This window comes from Sediminibacillus albus, assembly GCF_900101125.1.
GTDB classification, from domain to species: Bacteria; Bacillota; Bacilli; order Bacillales; family Amphibacillaceae; genus Sediminibacillus; species Sediminibacillus albus.
Genome location: NZ_FNFL01000002.1, coordinates 270,708 through 290,694, shown reverse-complemented (window position 1 = coordinate 290,694; position 19,987 = coordinate 270,708). Strand labels below are relative to the sequence as shown.

At 41.9% G+C, this 19,987-nt stretch carries 21 protein-coding genes and 1 riboswitch; of the genes, 5 read left to right on the top strand and 16 right to left on the bottom strand.

Going from position 1 to position 19,987, the window contains the following annotated elements; translation table 11 throughout:
* Positions 1-217 precede the first annotated feature (217 nt).
* Entirely contained in the window at positions 218-1,075 is an 858-nt protein-coding gene (locus BLR93_RS07490) for a MurR/RpiR family transcriptional regulator (RefSeq protein WP_093212865.1), read from the top strand.
* A 101-nt stretch (positions 1,076-1,176) separates the two neighbouring features.
* Here the strand turns inward: BLR93_RS07490 and BLR93_RS07485 are convergent, their stop codons facing one another.
* Both BLR93_RS07485 and BLR93_RS07480 read right to left on the bottom strand, forming a co-directional pair.
* Positions 1,177-1,980, bottom strand: a complete 804-nt coding sequence (locus tag BLR93_RS07485; protein ID WP_093212863.1) for an alpha/beta fold hydrolase — start codon at positions 1,978-1,980, stop codon at positions 1,177-1,179.
* 199 nt (positions 1,981-2,179) lie between these two features.
* The gene (locus BLR93_RS07480; RefSeq protein WP_245690087.1) at positions 2,180-2,632 is read right to left on the bottom strand and encodes a hypothetical protein; all 453 of its coding nucleotides are present in this window, start codon (positions 2,630-2,632) and stop codon (positions 2,180-2,182) included.
* 479 nt (positions 2,633-3,111) lie between these two features.
* On the opposite strand from BLR93_RS07480, the gene BLR93_RS07470 reads away from it, so the two are divergent.
* Positions 3,112-3,945: a LysM peptidoglycan-binding domain-containing protein gene (locus BLR93_RS07470; RefSeq protein WP_093212857.1), complete on the top strand. Its 834-nt coding sequence runs from the start codon at positions 3,112-3,114 to the stop codon at positions 3,943-3,945.
* Between the two features lie 188 nt (positions 3,946-4,133).
* Here the strand turns inward: BLR93_RS07470 and dhaM are convergent, their stop codons facing one another.
* From dhaM to BLR93_RS07435, 7 genes are all read right to left on the bottom strand, one after another.
* Positions 4,134-4,505, bottom strand: coding sequence for a dihydroxyacetone kinase phosphoryl donor subunit DhaM (gene dhaM, locus BLR93_RS07465; RefSeq protein ID WP_093212855.1), 372 nt, complete (start codon positions 4,503-4,505; stop codon positions 4,134-4,136).
* Between the two features lie 4 nt (positions 4,506-4,509).
* The gene (dhaL, locus tag BLR93_RS07460) at positions 4,510-5,130 is read right to left on the bottom strand and encodes a dihydroxyacetone kinase subunit DhaL (RefSeq protein WP_093212853.1); all 621 of its coding nucleotides are present in this window, start codon (positions 5,128-5,130) and stop codon (positions 4,510-4,512) included.
* A gap of 16 nt (positions 5,131-5,146) precedes the next feature.
* A complete protein-coding gene (dhaK, locus tag BLR93_RS07455) occupies positions 5,147-6,142 on the bottom strand; it encodes a dihydroxyacetone kinase subunit DhaK (RefSeq protein WP_093212851.1) in 996 nt (331 codons plus the stop codon).
* Positions 6,143-6,350: 208 nt separating this feature from the next.
* Positions 6,351-7,844 carry a glycerol kinase GlpK gene (gene glpK / locus BLR93_RS07450; protein WP_093212849.1) on the bottom strand — a complete coding sequence of 498 codons (1,494 nt, stop codon included), beginning with the start codon at positions 7,842-7,844 and terminating at the stop codon, positions 6,351-6,353.
* A gap of 14 nt (positions 7,845-7,858) precedes the next feature.
* Positions 7,859-8,689, bottom strand: coding sequence for an MIP/aquaporin family protein (locus tag BLR93_RS07445; protein ID WP_093212847.1), 831 nt, complete (start codon positions 8,687-8,689; stop codon positions 7,859-7,861).
* A gap of 273 nt (positions 8,690-8,962) precedes the next feature.
* Positions 8,963-9,799, bottom strand: a complete 837-nt coding sequence (locus tag BLR93_RS07440) for an MIP/aquaporin family protein (RefSeq protein WP_093212845.1) — start codon at positions 9,797-9,799, stop codon at positions 8,963-8,965.
* 104 nt (positions 9,800-9,903) lie between these two features.
* Positions 9,904-10,452, bottom strand: coding sequence for a glycerol-3-phosphate responsive antiterminator (locus BLR93_RS07435; RefSeq protein WP_093212843.1), 549 nt, complete (start codon positions 10,450-10,452; stop codon positions 9,904-9,906).
* A 332-nt stretch (positions 10,453-10,784) separates the two neighbouring features.
* On the opposite strand from BLR93_RS07435, the gene BLR93_RS07430 reads away from it, so the two are divergent.
* Together BLR93_RS07430 and BLR93_RS07425 are read left to right on the top strand one after the other, a co-directional pair.
* Positions 10,785-11,669, top strand: coding sequence for an AraC family transcriptional regulator (locus tag BLR93_RS07430; protein WP_093212841.1), 885 nt, complete (start codon positions 10,785-10,787; stop codon positions 11,667-11,669).
* Between the two features lie 227 nt (positions 11,670-11,896).
* A complete protein-coding gene (locus BLR93_RS07425) occupies positions 11,897-12,178 on the top strand; it encodes a VanZ family protein (RefSeq protein ID WP_175559288.1) in 282 nt (93 codons plus the stop codon).
* Positions 12,179-12,236: 58 nt separating this feature from the next.
* Here BLR93_RS07425 and BLR93_RS07420 read toward each other — a convergent pair whose 3' ends face one another.
* The 4 genes from BLR93_RS07420 to ssuE all read right to left on the bottom strand — a co-directional run bounded on the left by BLR93_RS07420 (position 12,237) and on the right by ssuE (position 16,035).
* Positions 12,237-12,635 carry a hypothetical protein gene (locus BLR93_RS07420; protein WP_093212836.1) on the bottom strand — a complete coding sequence of 133 codons (399 nt, stop codon included), beginning with the start codon at positions 12,633-12,635 and terminating at the stop codon, positions 12,237-12,239.
* Positions 12,636-12,647: 12 nt separating this feature from the next.
* Complete coding sequence (locus tag BLR93_RS07415) at positions 12,648-13,799, bottom strand: trans-sulfuration enzyme family protein (RefSeq protein ID WP_093212833.1); 1,152 nt, start codon at positions 13,797-13,799, stop codon at positions 12,648-12,650.
* Between the two features lie 276 nt (positions 13,800-14,075).
* Positions 14,076-15,455, bottom strand: coding sequence for an LLM class flavin-dependent oxidoreductase (locus BLR93_RS07410; protein ID WP_093212831.1), 1,380 nt, complete (start codon positions 15,453-15,455; stop codon positions 14,076-14,078).
* 34 nt (positions 15,456-15,489) lie between these two features.
* The gene (gene ssuE, locus BLR93_RS07405) at positions 15,490-16,035 is read right to left on the bottom strand and encodes an NADPH-dependent FMN reductase (RefSeq protein WP_093212829.1); all 546 of its coding nucleotides are present in this window, start codon (positions 16,033-16,035) and stop codon (positions 15,490-15,492) included.
* Between the two features lie 128 nt (positions 16,036-16,163).
* Positions 16,164-16,271: riboswitch (SAM riboswitch) on the bottom strand.
* A gap of 166 nt (positions 16,272-16,437) precedes the next feature.
* Between ssuE and BLR93_RS07400 the strand changes: the two genes are divergently transcribed.
* Positions 16,438-17,658 carry a cation:proton antiporter gene (locus BLR93_RS07400; protein ID WP_093212827.1) on the top strand — a complete coding sequence of 407 codons (1,221 nt, stop codon included), beginning with the start codon at positions 16,438-16,440 and terminating at the stop codon, positions 17,656-17,658.
* Between the two features lie 47 nt (positions 17,659-17,705).
* Here BLR93_RS07400 and BLR93_RS07395 read toward each other — a convergent pair whose 3' ends face one another.
* The 3 genes from BLR93_RS07395 to BLR93_RS07380 all read right to left on the bottom strand — a co-directional run bounded on the left by BLR93_RS07395 (position 17,706) and on the right by BLR93_RS07380 (position 19,961).
* Positions 17,706-18,119: a hypothetical protein gene (locus tag BLR93_RS07395; RefSeq protein WP_093212825.1), complete on the bottom strand. Its 414-nt coding sequence runs from the start codon at positions 18,117-18,119 to the stop codon at positions 17,706-17,708.
* Between the two features lie 282 nt (positions 18,120-18,401).
* Positions 18,402-19,358, bottom strand: coding sequence for an LCP family glycopolymer transferase (locus BLR93_RS07390; RefSeq protein WP_093212822.1), 957 nt, complete (start codon positions 19,356-19,358; stop codon positions 18,402-18,404).
* A 261-nt stretch (positions 19,359-19,619) separates the two neighbouring features.
* Positions 19,620-19,961 carry a hypothetical protein gene (locus BLR93_RS07380; protein WP_093212818.1) on the bottom strand — a complete coding sequence of 114 codons (342 nt, stop codon included), beginning with the start codon at positions 19,959-19,961 and terminating at the stop codon, positions 19,620-19,622.
* Positions 19,962-19,987 lie beyond the last annotated feature (26 nt).

Below are 19,987 nucleotides of genomic sequence, written 5' to 3'. Positions count from 1 at the left end.
TCATCAGTTCATAGCGCTTTCAATTTTCTTAATACTTTCTTTTCCCTAAATAATCTCCTGCAATAGCAAGAAAATTATTTTCTCGATTACCAATTATACATGAAATTTTTTTCACATCAATACATAAATAAATTTTTTTTCATTAGCTTCCACTTTATTATTAAAAAAATTTCCTTTAGTATAGAAAATAGCAGAAAAGGATGGGGAGGAAAATAATTTGAGTGATCAGTCTAATGTAAGCGTAACCAGACGTATTCGGTCTTCTTATAAGCAATTAAGCGAAAAAGAAAAACAAATTGCCGATTATATTATCGAAAATCCCGGAAAAATCATTCACTCGACCATTAATCAAGTATCCGATGATTTGACAGTAGCTGATGCTACCGTTTTTAGATTTTGTAAGCGGCTCGGTTTTAAGGGGTATCAAGCATTAAAAATCGCCTTAGCCTCTGAAATCGTGAACCCTATTCAAGACATCCACGAAACAATCAGTTATGAAGACTCAGAGGTTGAGATTGTCCATAAGGTTTTTCAATCTAATATTAATGCTTTGGAGTACACACGGGAAATCCAGGAATCTTCTAGCTTTCATAAAGCAGTCGAAATGATTGTCCAATCAAAACAAATTCACTTTTATGGAAATGGCGGCTCAGGAGTCGTTGCTCTTGATGGCCAGCACAAATTCATGAGAACCGGTCTGCCAAGTTATGCCCATACCGATACTCACATGCAATTAATGACGGTATCACAATTAGGTGAAAGCGATACGGTCGTGTTCATTTCGCATACTGGATCCAACAAGGATTTAATGGAAGTAGTGGAGTTAGCAAAGGAAAAAGGTGTGCAGACGATTGGTATAACCAATTTTGCGAAATCACCGTTAAATAAGCTGGCAGATGTCTGCCTCTACACAGCCTCCCAAGAAACAGAGTTCCGTTCTGAAGCATTATCGTCACGGATAGCAGAACTATCCTTGATTGATGCTTTATATGTCAATTACAGCATTAAAAAAGAGGAACAGTCCAAGCAAGCACTCACCCAGATACGCCAGGCAATCTCAAGAAAAAGAATTTAAAAACCAAAACCCCTGTCATCAACAAAATGAACGACAGGGGTTGCGCCAGTGGATGATATGTACTTGGGGAAAAACATACCGCTAAATAACATCCAATTTAGTCAAAGACTTTGAAAGAATTGATCCAGTTCCTTGTTGAACTTTGCCGGCTCTTCTAAAAACAAACAATGGCTGCTGTTTTCAAACGGGATAAGTTTTGCAGTCTGGATTCGCTTTTGGATATATTCTCCAGCCGCAATAGGGAAAAACTTGTCATCGCGGCCGAAACAAAGCAAAGCTGGAACATCTACATTAGACAGTGAGTCCCGGTAATCAACTGCCGTCTGATTGAAAACGATGGTACTTGCTATTACTGCCGGCAGCTTCATCATCTCCTCAAGTATCCATCGGTGTTGACCGGAATCAGGCGTATCTTTAAACATGCCATAAATAAAATCACTGTTGAATGCATGCTGGTCTTCCTGGATTGCCCGCATCACCTGCTTGATTGCCTCAAAGTCAAAGGCACCATAATCCCAGCCTTCCCATAAGTAATCCGAAGGCGATTGGTCCACAATCGTTAGAGCCTTAAGATTATCCGTTCCAAATTGATTTACATAGTCCCAAACGACAAGAGCTCCCATCGACCAGCCGACTAAAATGACATCCTTCAACTCCAGCTTCTCAATCAAGATCTTTAAATCTCTGGCATAGTTTGCTACTGTATGCCCATACGGTACTTTGCTGGAATCTCCGTGGCCCCGCAAATCAAAGGTTACCGTTCGATACTTTTCTTTAAAATATGGAAATTGGCGATGAAAAAATTTGCTGCTCATCATTACTCCATGAATAAAGATAACTGCCTGCCCTTTTCCTTCCTCTTGATAATAAAGCTTGGTTACTGAATCAATATCCAAATATGGCATACCCGCTCCCCTTTTACTAAATAAATTTTTTCATGGTAAGTTTGAATGAGGATTAACAGTAAGATAATTGATTAAGGATTTGATGATGTATTTATAAGAAGAAACTGGAAAATTATCTTGACGAAAACTCCATGTGGAAGGAAATACATAACAGTACGCGTTAAGCTTAACGGTTCGCGCAATAAGAAATCAACAGGAATCACTTACGGTAATTCCATAATATCGTCCATTTTCCATCATCTTTCGCTGCGTATACATCTTGAACCAAGCTAAAATTCCCATACGTTCCTTTAAAAACCTGCGTGACTGTTATCTTGTAAACTACTTCCAGAGGTTCAGCATCCTTAGACATTTTCCAATTTTTAATTTTGTCCGTCCTGCCCAGAGAATAGGAAAAGCTCTCTACACCAAAATGATTCATAAAAACATGGGCGCGGTCTTGAAGATAATCGCCCTTCTCAAACTTTTCCTTCATTAATGAATGAAATAAGGCGTAAGATTCGGCATACATCCCCTCTTGTTCAAAGCTGTAAAATGCGTGAACAGCCTTCTTGGCCTGATGGCCCGGAGAAAAAAATACAAACACTCCTATGATAACAATAATAAATACTGGCAGCGCTAAAATAATCACCGGGTTTATACCTCTCCGCACAAGAAACCCTTCTTCCCTAAACACCTATATATCCTATATTATTCGGAACCAATCCCAATTATTAATCAGATTTTAACTAGTATGTGTATTTTGCCTTTTCTATATTTGAGTAAGGAATGCCAGGGAAACATCTCATCATTTTGGAGGTTTTCTAGTAGTAAATCTATTAATAATTGCATAGTTAGGTTACAAACAGATTAAAGAAGGTTGGCATGAAACAATGGATAAAAACGGAAAAAACCGCTCCCGTCAATAGTTCGGGAGGTGAAACAAGCCAGCGCTTATTTAACAGCAATATTAAAATCATTTACAAATCTATTACATCCCTTCTCAACTGGAAAATCCGTGCTATACTGAACGCAGTTCTCCAAGAGAGACAAAAATTACTAAACGTTGAAACTTAGCTTTGTGATTTAATTATAGATATTTCTTTAGCAATAGCGGGGAATAAATTTTAAAATTATCAGGGAGTGGAAGAATTGAGAAAGTCTAATAAAACATTTTTATCTGTAGCGGCAACTGTGGTTATTGCATCTGCTTTTACAACGAGTGTAGAAGCTTCTTCTTATAAAGTACAAAGCGGAGATACTTTATGGAGCATTTCCCAAAAATATAATACTACTGTTCAAAACCTACAATCAGTTAATAATATATCAGGGAGCATCATTTATCCTAACCAGGTAATTGAAACAGGCAATGGCCAAAACAATGGTTCAAACGCTTCTTCATCCAATGCATCAACTTATAAAGTGAAGTCCGGAGACAGCTTGTGGAAAATCGGAAAAGATCACGGTGTATCTGTAAGCAATCTTAAAAGCTGGAATAATCTATCTTCAGATTTGATTATCACTGGACAAACCTTGAAGGTTAGCGGATCTTCAAATTCGACTAGTGCATCTTCAAGCGAAAAAGTAAGCTCAAACAACACAAAAGTTAAATCAGCCAGCGTTTCCAGCAATGGGTCAGCTATTGTCAATGAAGCGAAAAAACATATTGGTACTGCTTATGTATGGGGCGGAGCATCCCCAAGCGGATTTGACTGCAGCGGATTCATCCATTATGTAAGCAAGCAAGCCGGAAACAGCTTTGGCCGCACCTCTGCTGCCAATCTGTACAACCAGTCTGCAAAAATAAGCAGCCCACAGCCTGGTGACTTAGTATTCTTCCAAGGCACCTACAAGTCTGGTATTTCCCATGTCGGTTTTTATGCCGGAAATAACCAATTTGTCCACGCAAGCTCTAGCGGCGTGCAGATCACAAGCCTTAACAATTCTTACTGGAGCAGCCATTTCGCTGGATATGGCCGCATGTAATAACTATTTAAGCAAAACAGATCGGTTTTTCCGGTCTGTTTTTTTTATGCTGTTTTTCCATTAAGCTAGTCCTATTTTCTATTAATTATTATACATATACCCCCTTCTACAAAAAAATAAACACTTGCACCAAAAAAATAGGCAGACTGCCTAGCGGCGAGTCTACCTTTCTATCATTTCTAACCATGCTAAAAGTTTTTATGCAGCGTTTGCAAAATCTCCTCCATTGATTTTCCTATTCCAGCTTCCACAGCTGCAACATAAGCACCTTCTACGAGTGGAGCTTCTGCAATCTTTACTTGCTCATGTTCTGACATTTCCACTGCCATTTCTGCATTCATTTTGGCACTTCCTATATCGAAGAAAAGCAAAACGCCTTTACCACTATCCGCTTCCTCAATAGCCGTTATGATCTTATCAATATTTGTGCCAATTTCCCCTTCATCGGTTCCGCCTGCTAATGCGATTGGCACATCTTTATTTACTTGACGAATGATTTCTTTGATTCCTTCCACAATCTTTGGACTATGGGAAATCAAAACAACCCCAACATTTACCATATGATCACTTCCTTTCTTGTAACGTTTCTGCTAAGGCCGCAAATATATAATAAGACGAAACAGAACCAGGGTCTAAATGCCCGATAGACCTGTCCCCCAGATAGGCTGCCCTTCCTCTTTTAGCCGATATTTCTTTCGTAGCTTCCATTGCTGATTTGGCTTTGGTTTCTAGTTCATCTGGTTTAAATTCCTGTGCATTTTGTAAATACTCAGCCATCGGGACCCAAACATCAACCATTGTTTTTTCCCCTTGACCTGCTTTTCCTCTCTGTTTAATCCCTTCTGCTGCTGCTCCTACTGCTGTTGAAAAGGATGGATAATCAACCGGATCCTTTTCTTTCAGGCTCATGGAAAGTTTTAAAAAAGCTGTACCAAATAATGGTCCTGATGCACCGCCGACCTTGGACATTAAAGTCATGGCCGCATCTTTCAGTAAATCTGAGACATCGGCATAATCGTTCGCCTCCACCTTCTTCTCAACTTCCTGAAAACCACGTGCCATATTAATGCCATGGTCCCCGTCCCCAATTGCTTGATCAAGATCTGTTAGATAGTCCTTCTTCTCCTGGATTTTTTCATTTATCGTTTTCAGCCATGCCAATCCTTTGTTTACTGTGAGTTCCATCGTCCTATCCCCTTTCTTATATCTTGAAAGAAACAGCTTTTGACGGAGCGTCCAACAGCTCCTTAAGTTCATCATCCAATTTCAGGAGCGTTACCGAACAACCAGCCATTTCCAGTGATGTCATATATTCATCTACAAATGTTTTATAAACGTTAATGTTTTTTTCAGCTAACAGCTCCTGGACTTTAGCATTTAGTATGAACAGCTCCATCTCCGGGGTAGCTCCTAATCCATTTACCATGACGGCAGCTTCATCGCCATCGGAAAAATTCATATCTGCTAAAACTTTATTGATTAACTCTTCAGCAATCTCATCCGCAGAACCAATATCCTTTCTTTCTATTCCAGGCTCACCGTGAATACCTATGCCAATTTCCATTTCATTCTCAGCAAGCTGAAAGCCAGGTTTTCCTGCGGCAGGGACTGTACCGGAAGTTAAAGCCATTCCCATCGACCGGACGTTGGCAACGACTTTTTCTGCCACCTGTTTTACTTCTTCTAATGAAGCACCCTTCTCCGCTTTCGCTCCTGTAATTTTATGGACAAAAACAGTTCCAGCTATCCCGCGTCGTCCACTTGTAAATGAGCTGTCTTCTACAGCTACGTCATCGTTGACAATTACTTTTTCTACTTGAATTCCTTCTGCCTCTGCCAGTTCTGCTGCCATTTCAAAATTCAATACATCCCCAGTATAATTCTTGATAATAAGAAAAACACCGGCACCTCCATCGACCGCCTTGATTGCTTCCAATACTTGATCCGGTGTGGGAGAGGTAAATACTTCTCCAGCTACAGCGGCATCAAGCATTCCCTCACCGATATAGCCAGCGTGCGCGGGTTCATGTCCACTGCCTCCTCCGCTGACTAAGCCAACTTTATGGTGTATGGGAGCTTCTTTCCTGACGATTACTGTGGTTTCCGGCAAATGTTTTATACACTCTGGAAAAGCAGCTGCCATACCTTTGATCATGTCCTGTACTACTTGGTTTGGATCATTGATAATTTTTTTCACTGATAACCCACTCCTTTTTTATTGGACGGAAATTTTTTGATAAAAAGGGTTTCGCTGTCCATTGTCCTATACCCTTTCTACGAAAAAAAGAATACTCGTTTTTTATAAAAGAGAGAGACCATCTCGCTCTCCAAAATGGTGACAGCTGGTCTCTCGTTACTTTTTCATATGGATTTGTTTAAAAGCGGAAAGGCTGAGTCCACTTGCTTTATTTAAAAGTCCTGGTAGCTTTAACTGCTTTTTTCCAGCCTTCGTAAAGTGCATTGCTTTTTTCCGCCGGTAATTGGTGATGAAAAGTGTGTTCATTCTGCCACTGCTGGGCAATTTCCTGTTTGTCTTTCCAATACCCAACAGCTAATCCAGCTAGATATGCAGCTCCAAGTGCAGTCGTTTCTTGCACAACCGGACGTTCTACAGGCACACCTAGAATATCGCTTTGAAATTGCATTAAAAAGTTGTTTTTAACGGCTCCGCCATCGACACGCAATGTCGTTAATTCAATCCCGGAATCCTGGCTCATGACATCAGCGACATCCTTGGTTTGATAGGCAAGCGATTCCAAAGTTGCCCGGATAAAATGGTCTTTCGTAGTTCCGCGCGTCAACCCGAACACTGCCCCGCGTGCATCACTGTCCCAGTAGGGGGTGCCTAGACCGACAAACGCCGGAACGAAATAAACCCCGTCGGTTGAATCTACATTCTTTGCATAATTTTCACTTTGGGGCGCGGACTCAATGATTTTCAAACCATCGCGCAGCCATTGAATCGCCGATCCAGCGACAAAGATACTTCCTTCCAAGGCGTATTCTACCTTGCCATCTACTCCCCAAGCTAGCGTCGTTAGTAATCCATGTTCAGAAACTACTCCTTTTTCTCCTGTGTTCATCAGCATAAAACAGCCAGTTCCATATGTGTTTTTCGCCATGCCTTCTTCAAAACAAGCCTGCCCGAATAGCGCTGCCTGCTGGTCCCCGGCAATTCCGGCAATAGGGACTTCCTGACCGAAGAAATGATAGTCAACCGTTTGCGCGTACACTTCAGAGGATTGCCTAACCTCGGGAAGCATGCTTTTCGGAACGGTTAATATATCAAGCAATTCATCATCCCATTGAAGATCATAAATATTGAACATTAAGGTTCGAGACGCATTGGAATAATCGGTGATATGGGTTTTTCCGCCCGACAGCTTGTAAACGAGCCAGGAATCGATTGTTCCAAATAATAGATCCCCATTATCCGCTTTTTCCCTTGCTCCATCGACATTATCAAGTATCCACTTAACTTTGGTTCCTGAAAAATAAGGATCAATCAGCAAACCGGTCTTATCTCGGAATAAGTCATTGTAGCCTTGTTCTCTCAGCTCTCTGCAAATCCCCTCGGTCTGGCGTGATTGCCATACGATTGCTTTGTAAATTGGCTTTCCTGTATTTTTATCCCATACAACAGCTGTTTCACGCTGGTTGGTAATCCCAATACCGGCAATCTGATTTGGCTCTATATCGGCTTTTCTCAGCACTTCGGAAATACAAGCCAGTACAGATGTCCAGATTTCATTGGCGTCATGCTCGACAGATCCTGGATTGGGAAAAAATTGTTCAAACTCCTTTTGCGCAGTCTCTACGATTTCTCCCTGGTGGTTAAACAATATAGCTCTTGAACTCGTTGTCCCTTGATCCAATGATAAAATAAATGTTTCACTCATTAAAAATCCCCCTTTTAAACTATTTTTTCTTCTACCTTTTGGGCAGTGGACTTGCCTTTTTTAAGCTCAGCGTTAGCTGCACCAATAAGTATGATAGCCATCACTGCACTGAGCCCCCAGAATAATACCGAGAAGTCGTTTACAAAAATGGCGCGATAAAAGACAGCTCCATAAATTCCGCCAAGAACAGGTCCTACGATCGGTATCCATGCATACCCCCAATCAGAACCGCCTTTTCCTGGTATCGGCAGCAAAGCATGGGCGATACGCGGCCCCAGGTCTCTGGCTGGATTGATTGCGTAACCTGTAGTTCCGCCCAGTGACATTCCAATCGCAACAATTAAAGCACCGACGATTAATGGATTTAAACCTTCTGTAAATTGATTTGCACCAATGAACAAAAGCCCCATTACTAACACAAACGTTCCAATCACCTCACTGACCAAGTTGGAAAACGGACTCCGAATCGCCGGATCCGTCGAAAATACGGCTAATTTTGCCCCTGTATCTTTGGTAGCCTTCCAATGAGGAAGATAGTTTAGGAACACAATTATCCCGCCGATAAATGCGCCTAACAACTGAGCAGTTATATACATAGGAACCTTTTCCCATGGAAATTCGCCGACTGATGCAAATCCTAACGTTACTGCCGGGTTAATATGCGCACCAGAGACATTACCGACTGCGTAGACACCCATTGTTACGGCAAGTCCCCAGCCAAGTGTAATTACTACCCAGCCTGCGCCCTCCGCCTTTGTATTCTTTAGTACTACGCCGCCAACAACACCGCCGCCAAATATAATTAAAATCATTGTACCAATCAGTTCTGCCAAAAACTCCGACATTTCCCGCACCCCTTTTCGTTTATTAACTTAGCAAACGAGGCGATTTTTGAGCATAGAAAAACCCACACTCCAAATGGCGCACTTCCCCCTAAGGAAGTACCATTGTAGTGTGGGTCTCCGAATCTCCATCACATCGTTAACTTGTTATCTATTACATTAACTTATTCTGAAAACGCTGTCAACAAATTATAAAGATAAATTTATAAACCACTGTTCACTAAACCGAGAATCTAAGCAAGAACAGGCTTTAAGCTGTTCACTTATCATCGCCAGTTAGTTTCCAGTTAGTTTTTCTTCGACTTCCTCTGCTGGTGTTCTGCTTTTCGTTAACTCTGAATTGGCAGCAGCCATTAAAATGATAACCATTAAGGCACTCAACAGCCAAAAGCCGCTGGAGTAATTTCCTTGAAAGATTGCCTGGTAAAATAATGCCCCGTATATCCCGCCTATCACAGGCCCTGCTAACGGTACCCAGGAATACCCCCAGTCTGACCCGCCTTTTCCTGGTATCGGCAACAAAGCATGGGCGATACGGGGACCTAGGTCACGGGCTGGATTGATCGCATATCCTGTTGCACCGCCCAAAGACATACCGATTGCTATGATTAACAAGCCGACAATCATTGGATTTAATCCATCTGTAAACTGATTGGCACCGATGAACAGCAGCCCCATTACAAGGACAAAGGTACCAATTATCTCGCTGACAAGGTTGGAAAACGGACTTCTAATTGCCGGGTCTGTGGAAAAGACTCCTAGTTTTGCTCCAGGGTCATCTGTTGCACGCCAATGCGGCAAATAGTTTAAAAAGACAATAATCGCACCAATAAATGCACCAGTTACTTGAGCCGTAATATAGATGGGGACTTTGGCCCACGGAAATTCCCCGACGGCAGCAAAGCCTAGAGTGACTGCCGGATTGATGTGGGCTCCAGAAACATTGCCGACCGCGTAAACACCCATAGCAACCCCCAGTCCCCAGCCAATTGTAATCACTACCCAGCCAGCCCCCTCTGACTTGGTATCCTTGAGAACAACCCCGCCGACTACGCCGTTACCTAAAATGATCAAAACCATTGTCCCAATTACTTCAGCCAAGAACTCAGACACTTTACGCACCCCTTCCGACTTTTTAACCCTTATTAACATAAATCGAAAACTTCAAACCTGAAGCTTAAAATAGAGGGTTGGGGACTGACAGAGATGACAAGGGCTTAGTTCTTAATATCCCACAGTTCTGCCCGGGAAGTAGTAACCGCTTTTGCTCCTCCTTGATAAGCACTTTCGACGTCTTCATTGGTCCGGATCAACCCGCCGGCGATCACCGGGATGCTTGTACGTTCGAATATTTCCCCGATCACCTTTGGAATCAATCCTGGCAATACCTCAATATAATCAGGCTTTACCTTGTTAATTATTTTTATATTGTTCTCCAGTGCATGCGAATCGAGGGCAAACAACCGTTGAACCGCCAAAATCCGATGCTTTTTAGCTAAAGAAATGACATTCCCCCGTGTGGAGATAATTCCGTCCGGCTTTAGATTCCTAATTAAAAATTCAACTCCCGCATCATCTGTTTTTAACCCCTGGATCAAATCCGCATGAACAAAAACTTTCTTATTTTCCCGCTTGGCATACTTCATTAAGGAAACAAGCTGCGACAATCTAGTTTCCAGGAAAATAACATATTCATAATCACTTGCTAGCAGTTTTTCAAACTCTTTCATATCTCGTATGGCCGGCAGGATCCCTTGTAATTCCATTTTTTATCACCTTACTCCCGATTATTCACTAATAGTAATTCATTCTATCATATTGCTTGCCGGACAGTTAATATACAGACTTTTTCAAATGATAGCGACAGGCAGTATTCCTGATGCCGCCTGGTCAGCGACCCTGCTTTTATACCAAAAGCCCTCGCCGAGGGTTTGATTACAAACAAGACCACTCCTTTACCAGACACACAGGTTCTTTTATTATGGTTGTGTTAGCTAGGTGGTGAACGAAACGTCTAATAAGCCCTGCAGCATTGTGCACGAAATGTCGGACGGAAATAGTCAACGCTTGCTACTATATGGTTAGAGGAGGTCGCTTAATGGATTTGCTTAAAAATATGAATCAGGCGATAAAGTATATGGAAGAAAATCTTACTCATGAGATTGATTATAAGAAAGCAGCGAGACTTGCCTACTGCTCTGAATATCATTTTAAAAGGATGTTCTCCTTTCTTGCCGGGATTCCACTATCAGAATATATCCGCCGCCGGCGATTAACTCTAGCAGCGTTCGAACTTAAAGATAGTGAAACCAAGGTGATTGACACAGCGATAAAGTACGGCTATAGTTCTCCAGATTCATTTGCACGCGCATTTCAGAACTTGCACGGCCTCACACCGTCTGAAGCCAGAAACAATGGACATTCTCTAAAAGCATATCCACCAATGGCCTTCCAGTTATCCATCACAGGAGGAGAAGAAATGAATTATCGAATTGAAGAAAAACAGGCATTTCGTTTAGCAGGTATTAAGAAAAGAGTTCCGATAGTATTCAATGGGGTGAATCCAGCAATTGCCTCTATGTGGAAAACATTAAATAATGAGACGATACAAAAGTTCAAGGAACTTTCTAATGTCGAGCCTTTAGGATTGCTGCAAGCATCCACGAATTTTTCGGAAGGCCGTATGGAGGAAAAAGGGGAGCTTGATCATTATATAGGCGTGGCAACTACCAGAGAGTGCCCAGATAACATGGCACAACTTGAAGTTTCACCTATGACGTGGGCAGTATTTGAATCAGTTGGACCATTCCCTGATACGCTTCAGAATATCTGGGGACGCATCTATTCTGAATGGTTTCCGGCCTCAAACTATCAACAAGTGGAAGGTCCAGAAATTCTGTGGAATGAAACGAACGATGTAAACTCCCCTGCTTTCAAAAGTGAAATATGGATACCAATCTCGAAAAATCCGGCGAATGCGTGAGGGGGTAGTTTTCAATGAGCTGTTTCGGCAGCTCTTTTTTTCTTAACGCAGCAATGTTTTCCCCTCGTCTTTTCTGGGAAAAACAAGTTGAAAACTAGCGGAAAGTGTGAATTCCATGAAGCGGTTATTGATAACTATACTTCCCATCCTGTACGCCATATTGATCTGGGTTCAATCAAGCTATTCCCATGAGACGATCTCTCAATTCATCAAGGATCTGCTGTCCTATGTTTAGTTTTGTTTGGGAAGCCTTTCATTTTATCGAATTTGCCATTCTCTATCTTTTATTGGCAGCAGCTTTAATTGCTAATAAACGGTATCACTCGCTTACAGATTTGGCAGCAATGATAGCGACAATATTGTATGCATTCATTGATGAAATCCACCAATTTTACGTGCCGGGGAGATCGTTTTCACAGCTTGATTTGGTGAAGGATATGGCTGGTATCATAGTCGCCTGGACAGTACTGGGGAAATTTTATCTGGAGAAACAAGAGGAAAAAGATTAATCCAACATAAAAAAGCTGTCCAGTACAGCATCAATCTGATGCAGCGGACAGCTACCAATTAATCGTTGCTACTTCTTTTCAATAAACGAATGATCCCTAAAATAATGAGAGCAACGAGCGCATAGCCAATAAAAAAAACCAGAAACCCCCACAGTCCGATAGCAGCATCGGCAAATTCCATATTTCCGCGATTGGTTATCGCTTGTTGTAGTTCAATGGCAAAGACCAATACGACCATCACTGTGAATGTATAAATAAATGAAAAAATCGTGATACTCCATTTCATTTTCTCCAACAATTTAAAGAAAAAATAAACAATGAAAAAAGTAACCATCCCAAGAATACCGATAACCCAGAAATGCAGCTGTTTATCTGTCATGTTTAAACCGACTATTTCCAGCAGCACATCATGGATGTGATTAACGATTTCCGCCAGCAAAAGGATGACATCCTTCATGTAAATCCCCCACTACCCCTGTTTGTGGCGCGACTCTTCCAGGGCATGTTCAACCCCGGCAATTATGTCGGCAGCATCTTCTATTCCTACTGAAATTCGAATTAATCCTTCGGTGATTCCAAGCTTCTTCCTGGCCTGTTCCGGTACTGCACGGTGGGAAGTCCCTGCCGGGTAGGAAACCGATGTTTCAACGCCTGCCAGCGTCGGGACGATTTTTATCCAGTCCAACGATTGGAAGAATTTTTCAATACTGCATAGACCAGAAATATCAATCGAAACGATAGCGCCGTTCCCCTGTGGTGAAACATGCTCAGGGTAGTACACCTTTTGAATAGCTTTATTTTCTTTTAGGGCATCTGCCAGCTGTTGGGCGTTTTTAACATGCCGTTCCATTCGTACGCTTAGTGTCTTGAGTCCGCGGCAAGTCAGCCAGGCCTCAAAAGGACTTAAGTTACAGCCTAAATTCCCTATCTTTTGATTTGCTATGTCAATTAAGTCAGCTCGCCCGGCTAGTACTCCGGCTGTAACGTCGCTATGCCCGCCGATATATTTGGTTGCACTATGGACGACCAAGTCGGCTCCAGATTCATAGGGCCTGCACAGATATGGTGTTGCGAACGTGTTATCAATCATCAGTACAAGCTGATGCTGTTTGGCAATTTCCGCTAATGAAGCAATATCTTCGGTACGGAGTAATGGATTGGCGACAGATTCAGAATAAATCAGCTTTGTATTAGACTTAATATGATCGGCAACTTGCTCGCTGCCGACAAAATCAACAAATGAAACTTCAATGCCTAAATCCGCCAATTCACCAGCCAATAGTTGATATGTTCCGCCATAAATATCAGTTGCAGCAACAATATGGTCACCCTGTTTGGCGACAGCAAGGATGCCAGCTAAAATAGCAGACGTACCAGAGGAAGCAGCAACTCCCTTTGGCGCTCCTTCCAGCTGTGCTACAGCTTCACCCAATTCATCCGTATTCGGGTTGCCAACCCTCGTATATAAATAATCATTTTTCCCTTGATAAAAGTTTTCCATATCCTCCAAATCTCTGAACTTAAATGCCGAAGTTTGATAGATTGGCGTTGATTTACTATTAATTGTTTTGTCGTTTATTTTTGATAGATGTACAGATTTTGTGTCAAAACGCTTGCCCATTTGAATTCGCTCCTTTGCCAACTATTACATAATATTATCTACTTTAACCCAGAGATGAACAAAAGTGCAAGCACTCGCCTAGCAGAGGTAGCCGAATCGGCGTACGATCGGAAAGCAGCTGATAGTTGATCTACTTTCATAGATTTTCGCTCAACTTCCGAGCAAAGTTGCTCTGCTTTTACCGGTAATTGATCCACTTTTACCCAGCCGCTCTGCTTCCCAGTTAACTTTCCTAATAAGAAGAGGAGAGGCTAACAAAACCTCTCCCAGGAAAAACTAAACTGGTTGATAACCAAGGCGGTCCTGTCTTCCAGGATGGTTTTCCGGCAGCCTTGCTCCGTTACCGAATAAGTTGTCTCTCAAGGAGTCCCCTCGATACTCTTTCCGTACCAATCCTCTTTCCTGAAGAATTGGTACGACTAAATCAATAAAATCTTTGAAAGTGCCAGGGGTGATAGCATAAGCAATGTTGAAGCCATCGATCCCCGCCTCTTCTACCCATTGTTCCATGGTGTCAGCAACCTGCTCGGGAGATCCGGCTGTATATGCGCCCAACCCTCCTATCCCGATAAATTCCTTAATTTCTTTAACGGTCCATTGCTTGTCAGGATCTATTTTAGTGAAGTTTTCAACGGCTGATTGGATAGCATCATTTTCCACATAACGAAGGCTATCTTCCGGTCCGTATTCCGATAAATCTATTCCTGTCCAGCCTCCGAACAAGGCAAGTGCTCCTTCATGGCTGATATGCTGTTTGTAATCCTCCAATTTCTGATAAGCTTCCTGCTCTGTCCTGCCGACAATCGGCGTAAACATCGTAAGTATCTTCACATCTTCCGGCTTTCTGCCAGCCTGTTCTGCTTCTTCCCGTAGTTTAAGGACTGATTGCTTGGCAGCGTGGATGGTTGGCGCTCCAATGAATACACATTCTGCATTTTTAGCAGCAAAGGCACGACCTTTTTGGGAAGCGCCCGCCTGGTAAATGACAGGTGTCCGTTGTGGTGATGGTTCGCTTAGATGGGCGCCAGGCACTTTAAAATACTTGCCTGCGTGATTTATGTCATGCACTTTTGCAGGATCCGAATAAATGCCTCTTTCTTTATCAAGGAGCACTGCATCCTCTTCCCAACTTTCCTCCCATAATTTAAAACAGACATCAAGGTATTCTGCTGCTATATCATATCGTTCATCATGCCCGACCTGGTCTTCCAATCCCATGTTGACTGCGGCACTTTTTAAATAGGAAGTGACAATATTCCAGCCAACACGTCCCTTTGTTAAGTGATCGAGCGTAGACATCCTCCGGGCAAATGTATAAGGATGTTCATGGCTTACAGAAGCGGTCACGCCAAACCCAAGATGACTGGTTACGGCGGACATTAGCGGCACAACTAATAAAGGGTCGTTGACAGGCGATTGTGCCCCTTGACGGACCGCAGCATCTCTTGAGCCTTGATAGACATCATAAGTGCCTAATACGTCCGCCAGAAAAACGGCGTCAAAGTTTCCTCTTTCTAATAATTGGGCTAGTTCTATCCAGTAGTCACTGTCCTTGTACTTATGTGATTGATCTTCCGGGTGGGTCCATAACCCCGGTGACTGGTGTCCGGCACAATTCATATCAAACGCATTTAGGTAAATACGCTTATCAGCCATGAAATAATCGCCTCCTGCTTTCATTAGAATTATCTTACAATACAGCTTGTTTCTGTTTATTTACAGTTTGAACAAAATAATCAACCTGCTTTTCCAGGCGTTCTAAAATATCTAAATCAATGATTGGCTGCTGATAATCTTGCTTATCAATTTGGCCGTCAAGCAGATAAACACCTTTCAGGTTCTGTCCTTTTAAGGTAGCTAACAGAGGTTTTAAGCTGTATTCAAGCGCTAGCAGATGGGAAGGGCTGCCACCTGTCATCAGGGGCAGCACAGGTGTATCCTCTAATACATCCTGCGGCAGAATATCAAGCAGAGCTTTTAGAACACCGGAATAAGCGGCTTTATAGACAGGGGAGCCTACGATAACTCCTTTGGCAGCTTGTATTTGTTCTGTTATTCCAGTGATTACCGGACTATTATATTGACCGTCGAATAAAACGTCTTTTGCTACATCTCTTACCGATATATGCGATACGGAAAATCCTTTCGCATGCAATTGTCTTCCCAGAAATTTCAAAACCAGGTCAGACCTTGATTGCTCAGCCGGACTGCCCGATATTATTACAATTTCGCTCATGCTGCTCATCCTTTCCGATTAAAAATTCACTTGGAAAACCGACTGCCAAAGATCATTTGTTCATTTTCGCCATAAGAAAGCCCCCTTTTCTGCAGGATGAGAAAAGAGGGCTGAAATATCTGATTCCGCTCTTATCTCCCAAGAATAACTCTTGCTGGATTTAGCACCTTTCTGAACGAAGTCAGAGGTTGCTGAAGCTTCATAGGGCCAGTTCCCTCAGCTTCTCTGGATAAGATTTTTAATTTGAAACCTATCATAATACCAACAAATGAGAAAGTCAACCGTTTTTTAAATTATCTGAAATCATTTTATGGAGCATCGCCAATATTAATCCGGCTGGCAGGTTTAGTAAAGGAATATTTGAGAAACATATAGATATACTTAACGCAGGAGGCATCGGTGATGCATGAATTCAATGAGGTATTCATTCAGATTCTGATTTTGCTGGCAATATCGGTGACTGTCATTGGTATTGCCAAAAGAATTGATCAGCCCTATACGATTGCACTTGTTCTCGTTGGTCTGGTGCTGGGAATATTTGATATCCACATCCCATTAATTGATGAAGCGGAAGCATTCATTACCCAATCAGAGGTATTTCAAGCGATCATTATCTCCTTGTTTCTGCCGATTTTACTTGGGGATGCCACCTTGAAGCTCCCTTTTCACCATTTATACCATCATAAAAAAGCTGTTCTTGGTATGGCATTAGGGGGGACTTTTATATCCTTTATGGTGATCGGATTCTCTACCTATTACTTCATTGGCCTGCCAATAGAAGTAGCTTTCACATTTGCCGCTCTGATGAGTGCAACCGATCCAATAAGCGTAATTTCTATTTTCAAGTCCCTTGGAGTTTCCCAAAAATTGTCGACTATGATGGAGGGGGAATCTCTCTTTAATGATGGGATTGCTGTCGTCTTGTTTAAAATTTCGTCGATTTATTTGCTCACATACATGGAGATGGGCTGGGTAGGATTAGGCAGCGGTTTACTATTATTTTTAAAATTTAGTATCGGCGGTGTACTTCTCGGTGCAATATTAGGATTTATCTTCTCACAGATTATCCGGTTTTTCGATGACTATCCGTTTGAAATCAGCCTGTCGGCGTTATTGTTTTTCGGCAGTTACTTTATAGCAGAACATATCGGAGTTTCCGGGGTTATTGCCGTAGTAGCCGGAGGGTTTATGTTTGGAGACTATGGCGGAAAAGTAGGGATGTCAGCGGAAACTAAAAGAAATATTAATACATTTTGGGACGTTATTACCCTGATTGCCAACTCGATTATCTTTTTATTGATTGGCCTGGAAATCCGTAATATTGACTTTAATAATCAATGGCACATCATTTTATTTGCAGTCGGCCTAGTTCTGGTTGGAAGAATTATTGCTTTATATGTCAGCACCCTGCCAGTTAAATACTTAAACCGCAAGGAAAGAATATTGTTGAATTGGGGCGGATTAAAGGGAAGCTTATCGATTGCACTGGCATTAAGCCTGCCGCTTGAGTTTGAAGGCAGGGACACGGTTTTGCTTCTAACGTTTTCAGTCGTATTGTTCTCTCTGATTGTACAAGGACTATCAATCAAACCACTAATAAAAAAACTGGGGTTATCTGGTTAAAAAAACAAGCAGCAGGGAATTTCCTGCTGCTTGTCTTTGTTTGGTTATCATTCCCTTGTATTAGCATCAATAACTTTACTGATAAAAATGGCAAATAAATCATCAAATGCATAGTCGTCCAATTGGCTGCGGTAAATATGAATAGCTGCCGTATCATATCCTTTTTCGTTTTTTAATAAATCAAGGTGGGAGGTCCTTTGATGCGCTGCCTCAGATTTAAGCGGCAGTTTGATGTATTTCTGCAGATCCTCTGTAGAAAATAATTCTCTTGGAAAGTCTAAATCGATCCGCAGCCGCTTTTCACCTGCATGTATTCTGCCAAAACGTTTCGAGCGCCGTCTCCAATTCAGCTTGGTGAATTGTTCTATGCTATACGTATGTTTTTCCCGGTTAATTAGTTTCACTTCACATTTACCACTGTCCTCCAACATGGTAATCAACTCGTTCATCTTTTTATACATACAACCATTCCTTTCAACAAAAAGAAATTGCTTGTTTTTTAGATATTCCCCATCATGCTTCCTTTTAGCCATTGAGTTAAATTTCATTTCCCTTGAAATGAAGGAATAAAACAACGAGTAGCAAAAGCATTTCTACTAACAGAGCTTCGGTAAAAAGAGGGAATGTGCTGACTGTGGTCTGTGATAACCATCGAATTTATATTGCTTATAGCCACGGTTTTCCGCAAAGTTAAGATAAAGAAAGCCTGTCAGCTTTTTTAAAGCTTCCAGGCTTTCTTTATCTTATGATTTTGTTTTTTTAATCATATCGTGGACCTTTTGAATCTCTTCATCAGAAACTACCAGATAATAGATGTCCTTGCCGTTTTCATTAGTAATGAAAGTACCTTCACCTTGCATTTGATAGCTGACAAAATTTTTCCGTGTGTCCCGGTAGTTCATCATCAAGTTCTTCATATCACTAAAATCCATGTTTGTTTCCATATTATTGCCAAGTACGTCGATCATATTATCAACTTTATTCACAGAAGCAACACTCGCTCCTTTATCAACAATTGCCTGAATAACCTGGCGCTGTCTTGCTGTCCGGGCAAAATCGCCGTCGAAGTGGCGCATCCGCACATAACCCATGGTTTTCGGCCCGTCTAATTGGATTTCGCCTTTTTCATAGTGATAACCCTTCTTGTAGTAGCCTTCATCAATCCAGTCTGTCTGGTTGTCAACAGTAATACCGCCGACAGCATCCACCATCTCAGATAACCCTTCCATATTCATTTTCACATAATAATCAAGCTCGATATCAAGCAGATTTTCTACCGTGTTAATCGACATATCCGTTCCGCCGAATGCATAGGCATGATTGATTTTGTCGGCAAACCCTTTGCCTATTATTTCCGTTCTTGTATCCCTAGGGATACTAACCAACTGCATACTGTCATCAGCAGGATCAAGCGACAAAACCATTAAGGCATCGGAACGGCCGCTGTCGCCAGCACGTTCATCTACGCCTAGAAGCAGAACATTCAATGGTTCATTGTCTTTGACCTTTTTCTTTCCTACTGCCGTGTCGATCGACTGGACAGGCTGATGGATTTTATCTTCTACGGTCCGTTTCGCATTATTATATAAAGAAAAAGCGTAAACACCAATGCCTAATACCAGCACTAATACTACTGCCAACAATATTTTTAACCAACGTTTAGACTTCCCTCGTTTATTTCCCCTTCTGCTCTCTGTCAAAAAATACACCCCATATAAAATATTTTCTACTATTATTTTATTTTGCTTTTATTGAACTATTATACTATAAGCTTGTAAATTTTTGTCTATCATGGGCGAAAAAATTGTTGAAATTTTTTTCCATCCAAGCTGCTCCCTATCACTAGCAGCTTATAATAAGAAAACGAAAAAGCCGGCCTGCTGTAGCTGACAGCTGACCGACTTCCATTGCCCATTTTTTTGCAGCAGGTTTTGTTTTTTTCCAGTGCTCCATCCTGCTGACTATTGTATTTGAGATTTATCCCCATAACAGTCACTATCTTTCAGAACCTTGATTGCCTCTTCATAATCTTCCTCTTCCACCTGAAAATGAAGTAAATGTGTCAGCGTTTCCGATCCTTCATCCTTCGTCTGGCTATTGTTTACTAGCGGAGCTATCGGGGCAAAGCCACCACCGCTTCCTGTTCCAGTGTTCGCAGGAAAAAACGGTACAAGTACTTTCGTATCCGTTCCCTCCGGAACTTCCTCGACAGAGACATCACTCACCTTTAAGGTTTGCAGACGTGCATGAACCGCCTCTGCATCGTTCTCGCTTTTAAAATACGCATCAATCGTTTTAGCCATGACTGATACCTCCCGTCCATGTGATA

Coding starts and splice junctions, on each gene's coding strand:
- glpK (WP_093212849.1), bottom strand. CDS start 7,844: ATGAGTGAAACATTTATTTTATCATTGGATCAAGGGACAACGAGTTCA.
- BLR93_RS07395 (WP_093212825.1), bottom strand. CDS start 18,119: ATGTATAAAAAGATGAACGAGTTGATTACCATGTTGGAGGACAGTGGT.
- dhaL (WP_093212853.1), bottom strand. CDS start 5,130: ATGGAACTCACAGTAAACAAAGGATTGGCATGGCTGAAAACGATAAAT.
- ssuE (WP_093212829.1), bottom strand. CDS start 16,035: ATGAGCGAAATTGTAATAATATCGGGCAGTCCGGCTGAGCAATCAAGG.
- BLR93_RS07430 (WP_093212841.1), top strand. CDS start 10,785: ATGGATTTGCTTAAAAATATGAATCAGGCGATAAAGTATATGGAAGAA.
- BLR93_RS07435 (WP_093212843.1), bottom strand. CDS start 10,452: ATGGAATTACAAGGGATCCTGCCGGCCATACGAGATATGAAAGAGTTT.
- dhaM (WP_093212855.1), bottom strand. CDS start 4,505: ATGGTAAATGTTGGGGTTGTTTTGATTTCCCATAGTCCAAAGATTGTG.
- BLR93_RS07425 (WP_175559288.1), top strand. CDS start 11,897: ATGTTTAGTTTTGTTTGGGAAGCCTTTCATTTTATCGAATTTGCCATT.
- BLR93_RS07410 (WP_093212831.1), bottom strand. CDS start 15,455: ATGGCTGATAAGCGTATTTACCTAAATGCGTTTGATATGAATTGTGCC.
- BLR93_RS07420 (WP_093212836.1), bottom strand. CDS start 12,635: ATGAAGGATGTCATCCTTTTGCTGGCGGAAATCGTTAATCACATCCAT.
- BLR93_RS07445 (WP_093212847.1), bottom strand. CDS start 8,689: ATGTCGGAGTTTTTGGCAGAACTGATTGGTACAATGATTTTAATTATA.
- BLR93_RS07380 (WP_093212818.1), bottom strand. CDS start 19,961: ATGGCTAAAACGATTGATGCGTATTTTAAAAGCGAGAACGATGCAGAG.
- BLR93_RS07400 (WP_093212827.1), top strand. CDS start 16,438: ATGCATGAATTCAATGAGGTATTCATTCAGATTCTGATTTTGCTGGCA.
- BLR93_RS07415 (WP_093212833.1), bottom strand. CDS start 13,799: ATGGGCAAGCGTTTTGACACAAAATCTGTACATCTATCAAAAATAAAC.
- BLR93_RS07485 (WP_093212863.1), bottom strand. CDS start 1,980: ATGCCATATTTGGATATTGATTCAGTAACCAAGCTTTATTATCAAGAG.